A 5000-nucleotide genomic window follows, 5' to 3' on the forward strand; every position below is an offset into this window, starting at 1 on the left:
TCAGGAATCATTCCTGAAATTGACTCCACATTGTGCCCGGGAGAAGCTGCAATGAAGTGAACACTGTCTCCAGGCTCTACGTGTACTACGCGCGGTTCAAAGCCCGGCAGACCATCCTGCGCTGCACTCAAGATTTTAACGTCAACAGTTTTAGAAAAAACCACTGTTGGCATGCACAATACTAATGCCGTCAGGGCAGAACAAGCTAACTTCTTCATATTGACCTCCGTTGGTAACCTGCGAGCCGGAGCTCGCAGGTTTTAGGTGGTTAATTTCAGCGCTGCAGGTCGAAACGGTCGAGGTCCATAACCTTTGTCCAAGCCTGAACAAAGTCGCCATAGAACTTCTTCTGTGAGTCCGCTGATGCATAAGCCTCAGCTGTAGCACGCAGTTCAGAGTTCGCACCGAAGACAAGGTCTACACCTGTGGCGGTCCAACGCTTGTTGCCAGTCTTACGGTCAAATCCTTCATATACGCCTGGCTCACTTGCAGACTTCTCCCAACGCGTGTCCATGCTCAGGACGTTAACAAGGAAGTCGTTGCTCAACACACCAGGACGATCTGTCAGGACACCATTCTCAGAGTGGCCACTATTAACATCCAATGTACGAAGACCACCCAGCAGAACCGTCATTTCTGGAATAGTCAGGTCCAAGGTGCTGGCGCGATCGACCAGCGCATCGGTCGGAGACTTACCATCCGGAACTTCACGATAGTAGTTTCGGAACGCATCAGCAGAAGGTTCGAGAGCGTTGAAAGAGTTTACGTCCGTCTGAGCCTGTGTTGCATCAATGCGGCCTGGAGCGAACGGTACCTTGATTGCCACCCCTGCCTTGTGAGCTGCATCCTCAAGACCAACACTGCCTGCAAGAACTACGATATCAGCAAGCGAAACCTGCCTCTTACCATGGTGCCCGCTGTTAAACTGTGCCTGCACCGTCTTGAGCTTAGCCAGTACTGACTTTAGCTCATCAGGATCGTTCACAGCCCAGTTGTCTTCTGGCTCCAGAGCAATACGGCCACCATTGGCACCACCGCGGTGATCTGTCGTTCTGTGAGACGCTGCTGCAGCCCACGCCGTCTTGATCATCTCGCGATCAGACAAACCAGAAGCAGCGATCGCTTTTTTCAGAACAGCAATGTCAGCTTGGTTAATCTGAGCGTAATCGACCTTCGGTAGTGGGTCCTGCCAAATGAAAGTCTCAGAAGGAACTTCCGGACCGAAATAGCGTGTTTTAGGCCCCATATCGCGGACGACGAGCTTGAACCATGCGCGAGCAAAGGCGTCAGCGAACTCATTTGGATGTGCAGCCCAACGCTCAATGATACGATGGTATGATGGATCCGTCTTCAGCGCGATGTCCGTTGTGAACATCATCAGAGGATGCATCTTCGCACGATTTGTTGGCTCGCTAGCATCCGGAACGACGTTCATCGCATCCTTTGGATTCCACTGCGTAGCGCCAGCTGGGCTCTTCGTCTTAACCCAGTCGTGGCTCAGAAGGTTTGTTAGGTACTGGTTCGTAAAGTGGATTGGATCTGTTGACCACGCACCTTCCAGACCACTCGTAATCGCGTCAGTTGCTTTCAGCTTGCCCTTAACGCAGCTGTTTTTCCAACCGATACCCTGTTGTTCAACAGGCGCACCTTCAGGAGCCGCGCCAACGCATGATGCTGGAGCCGCACCGTGTGCCTTACCAAAGGTATGTCCACCAGCAATCAGCGCAACCGTTTCTTCATCATCCATGGCCATACGACCGAAAGCCAGACGAATCATCTTGGCTGCGAGCGCTGGATCAGGAACCCCGCCTGGGCCTTCTGGGTTGACGTAAATCAAACCTTTATTGGTGGCGGCCAAGGGCTTCTCTAGGTGAGCATTTCCCTTGTCATCGAATTTTGCTTGCTCAGCAGCCTTTGATGGGAAGAAAGAGGTGCCTGGTCCCCAATAAACACGCTCAGACTGCCAGTCGTCAGGACGGCCACCTACAAAGCCCAACGTCTTGAAGCCCATGGATGTAAGAGCAACGTCACCCGTCAGGACAATCAAATCACCCCAAGACAGCTTCTCACCGTACTTTTGCTTAACGGGCCACAGTAGACGACGGGCTTTGTCCAGGCTCGCGTTGTCGGGCCAGCTGTTCAATTCAGCAAAGCGCTGCTGAGCACCCTCTTCACCGCCACGCCCGTCGAGGACACGGTAGGTGCCGGCATTGTGCCAAGCCATACGAATGAAGAAGGGACCATAGTTCCCGTAATCGGCAGGCCACCAATCTTGTGAGGTTGTGATAACCTTCAAGATATCAGCGCGGACTTGATCCAGGTTAAGTGTCGCGAACTTCTTATGGTAGTTCCGCTGATACTCAGCACCGTATGGGTCGGACTCCACATTATTGAAGCGCAGTGGGTCCAAGTCTAGTTGTGTTGGCCAATAGAACTGATTTGGCTTTTCGATACCATCCGCCTTAGCATGAGGTACGATACCCGCAAGCATTGTGCCTGCTAGAGCAAACGCTGCTATCCGCTGCTTGATCATAACCATAGCCTTTTTCATTGATAAGCAAACCCTATTTACTACGGGTATTGCTGATTCGCTGTTACCGTTTCTTTATATGCACAAACGCTAACGACGAGAATTCGTTTCTACTTATATCAATCATAGAAATTTATGGAACTTACTACAGGAAAGCAAATAACCCCCTACATAGCTATAAAATATATATTTATTGGGGAACTTTCGTGAAGTTTTACTACTTCAAATGCTCATTTTGAGGATTATGGTTGTCTTGAGATATATGAGCGCTTCGCTTACTCAGCGTGTTCTTATAATAAACACGTTTATTCGATTTATTATTGAGTATTATTTAGGTTTTGGGAATTGGTTGCGGGGGTAGGATTTGAACCTACGGCCTTCAGGTTATGAGCCTGACGAGCTACCGGGCTGCTCCACCCCGCGGATGAGTTTTGTGTGTTTTTTTTGTGTGTGTATTGGGTGAGCTAGGGGACCTGGCGGCGACCGACTTTTCCGCACCTTAAGGTGCAGTATCATAGGCGCTGAGGTTTTTCACGGCCGAGTTCGGGATGGGATCGGGTGTAGGATCCTCGCCATGGCCACCAGGTCTTCTAGCTCACCCTCGTGTTGGTAGAGGAGGGTGATGAGGTTGGTGTATTTTTGAGTGTGACTGATTTCTGTGCATGTGTTTGTGTGTGAGGATTATGAGCGATTAGTACCGGTTAGCTGAGTACATTACTGTACGTATACACCCGGCCTATTAACGTGCTGGTCTTGCACGGCTCTATGAGACCTAGTTTTGAGGTGGGTTTCCCGCTTAGATGCTTTCAGCGGTTATCCCGTCCGAACTTAGCTACCCGGCTGTGCCACTGGCGTGACAACCGGTGCACCAGAGGTTCGTTCATCCCGGTCCTCTCGTACTAGGGACAAATCCTCTCAAGTCTCTTACACCCACGGCAGATAGGGACCGAACTGTCTCACGACGTTCTAAACCCAGCTCACGTACCACTTTAATCGGCGAACAGCCGAACCCTTGGGACCTGCTCCAGCCCCAGGATGTGATGAGCCGACATCGAGGTGCCAAACCTCCCCGTCGATGTGGACTCTTGGGGGAGATCAGCCTGTTATCCCTAGAGTACCTTTTATCCGTTGAGCGATGGCCCGTCCACGTGGGACCACCGGATCACTATGGCCGACTTTCGTCTCTGATCGAGCTGTCACTCTCACAGTCAGGCGGGCTTATGCCATTGCACTCGACAGCCGGTTTCCGACCGGCCTGAGCCCACCATCGCGCGCCTCCGTTACACTTTGGGAGGCGACCGCCCCAGTCAAACTGCCCACCATGCAGGGTCCCGGATCAGGCTGACTGATCTCGGTTAGACATCAGAAAAATTCAGGGTCGTATTTCAAGGATGGCTCCACCGGTGCTGGCGCCCCGGCTTCAAAGCCTCCGACCTATCCTACACAGAATTTTCCTGATGCCACTGCAAAGCTACAGTAAAGGTTCATAGGGTCTTTCCGTCTGACCGCGGGTACCCCGCATCTTCACGGGGAATTCAATTTCGCTGAGTCGATGCTGGAGACAGTGGGGAAGTCGTTACGCCATTCGTGCAGGTCGGAACTTACCCGACAAGGAATTTCGCTACCTTAGGACCGTTATAGTTACGGCCGCCGTTTACCGGGGCTTCAATTCAATGCTTGCACATCTCCTCTTAACCTTCCGGCACCGGGCAGGCGTCAGGCCCTATACGTCATCTCTCGATTTCGCAGAGCCCTGTGTTTTTACTAAACAGTCGCTACCCCCTGGTCTGTGCCACCCACACATGGTTGCCCACGGGTGGGTCTCGTTTATCCCGAAGTTACACGAGCAATTTGCCTAGTTCCTTCAGCATCGTTCTCTCAAGCGCCTTGGTATACTCTACCAGTCCACCTGTGTCGGTTTCGGGTACGGTCTATATGCTAGAGCTATTTCCTGGAATGGTCCAAAAGCTGGTTCAATCCGATAAGAACCAACAACATATCTCATTCGTCACTTCTAGCAGGCTCAGGACTATTAACCTGATTCCCATCGACTACGGCTTTCGCCCTCGCCTTAGGGGCCGGCTCACCCTGCGTGGATTAACCTTGCGCAGGAACCCTTGGACTTTCGGCGACAGTGTTTCTCGCACTGTTTATCGCTACTCATGTCAGCATTCGCACTTCCGATATCTCCAGAGGGGGTCACCCCGCCTCCTTCGCAGACCTACGGAACGCTCCGCTACCGCGCATTCATAAGAATGCACCCACAGCTTCGGCACGTGACTTGAGCCCCGTTACATTTTCGGCGCAGGGTTTCTATTAGACCAGTGAGCTATTACGCTTTCTTTAAAGGATGGCTGCTTCTAAGCCAACCTCCTGGTTGTTTTGGAATCCCCACATCCTTTCCCACTTAGTCACGATTTAGGGGCCTTAGCTGGTGGTCTGGGCTGTTTCCCTCTCGACAATGGACCTT

The 5000-nt window shown here is 51.9% G+C and carries 2 protein-coding genes, 1 tRNA gene and 2 rRNA genes (2 of these 5 running past the window's edge); all 5 read right to left on the bottom strand.

Annotated features, from left to right (window positions below; genetic code table 11):
* Positions 1–218, bottom strand: partial view of a pseudoazurin gene (locus D5366_RS04545; protein WP_141492470.1) — the beginning only. It extends 226 nt beyond the left edge of the window; only the first 218 of its 444 coding nucleotides appear in the window; it begins with the start codon at positions 216–218; its stop codon lies off the left edge, out of view.
* Positions 219–274: 56 nt separating this feature from the next.
* On the bottom strand, positions 275–2491 hold the full coding sequence (gene katG, locus D5366_RS04550; protein ID WP_240775383.1) for a catalase/peroxidase HPI: 2217 nt from the start codon (positions 2489–2491) through the stop codon (positions 275–277).
* A 385-nt stretch (positions 2492–2876) separates the two neighbouring features.
* Positions 2877–2953, bottom strand: a tRNA-Met gene (locus tag D5366_RS04555).
* A gap of 48 nt (positions 2954–3001) precedes the next feature.
* Positions 3002–3116: ribosomal RNA gene (gene rrf / locus D5366_RS04560) — 5S ribosomal RNA — on the bottom strand.
* Between the two features lie 85 nt (positions 3117–3201).
* Positions 3202–5000 (bottom strand): 23S ribosomal RNA (locus tag D5366_RS04565); it runs 938 nt beyond the window's last position.

The organism is Neokomagataea tanensis, assembly GCF_006542335.1.
Taxonomy (GTDB): domain Bacteria; phylum Pseudomonadota; class Alphaproteobacteria; order Acetobacterales; family Acetobacteraceae; genus Gluconobacter; species Gluconobacter tanensis.